Here is a 796-nt window from a genome sequence, read left to right as displayed (position 1 = left end):
TGAACTGCCCCCAAAAAGTTGGACACCCATCCAACTTTTTGGGTTTTCAACATGAACAAGTACACAGAGCAATTTAAGCTCACCGCCATCAAGGCCTATCTTGAGGGCAGCAAAGGGTTGCGTACGGTCGCCCAGCGATTCGATATCGACGTCAGCCTGCTCCGCCGCTGGATCTCAAGCTATAAGCTCCATGGCTCGATCAGCCCTCGAACACGCGGCCAACCTTACAGCGCAAGCTTCAAACGTAACGTTGTTGAGTACAAGCGCACGCACCATCTATCTCTTCGTCAGGTCGCTGCGCACTTTGGTCTTGGCCAGTCGTCTCAAGTAGGCATTTGGGAGCAGCAGTACTACAGTGGCGGCCTTGAATCGCCAACCATCGCAAAAAGAAGAAAGTCTGTCGTAATGACGAAGAAGCCCAAACCCGCTGTGCCCGAAGATAAAGACGATGCGCTGAAACCGCGTGAGCAGTTGATGGCTGAACTTGAATACCTGCGCATGGAGAACGCCTACCTAAAGGAGTTGGAGGCTTTGCAGGAGCAGAAAAGACGACGGCAACCGAAAAAACCCTAATCGTCTCGAAACTGAAAAGCGTATTCCCGCTGGCGGATCTGCTGAAGCTGGCTGGAGTGGCGCGCAGTACGTTTTACTATCAAATCCAGGCAAAACAGCGCCCGGATAAGCACGCCTCGCTCAAAGAGCTGATACAGCGTGTGTATGACCAGGAGAAAGGCCTTTATGGGTATCGGCGCATTACAGCTGTGATCAGGAGCTTGGGCACTTTGGTCAATAAAAA

Annotated in this window: 1 pseudogene; it reads left to right on the top strand. The window is 52.0% G+C overall.

Annotation, left to right across the window (positions count from 1 at the left end):
• Positions 1 to 51 precede the first annotated feature (51 nt).
• Positions 52 to 796 (top strand): annotated as a pseudogene (locus B347_RS0117950) (transposase); the annotation flags it as partial.

Origin of the sequence: Pseudomonas psychrophila HA-4, from assembly GCF_000282975.1 — a bacterium.
Taxonomy (GTDB): Bacteria; Pseudomonadota; Gammaproteobacteria; order Pseudomonadales; family Pseudomonadaceae; genus Aquipseudomonas; species Aquipseudomonas psychrophila_A.
The sequence above is the reverse complement of the archived record's forward strand: the minus strand, read 5'-3'. Positions and strand labels throughout refer to the sequence as shown.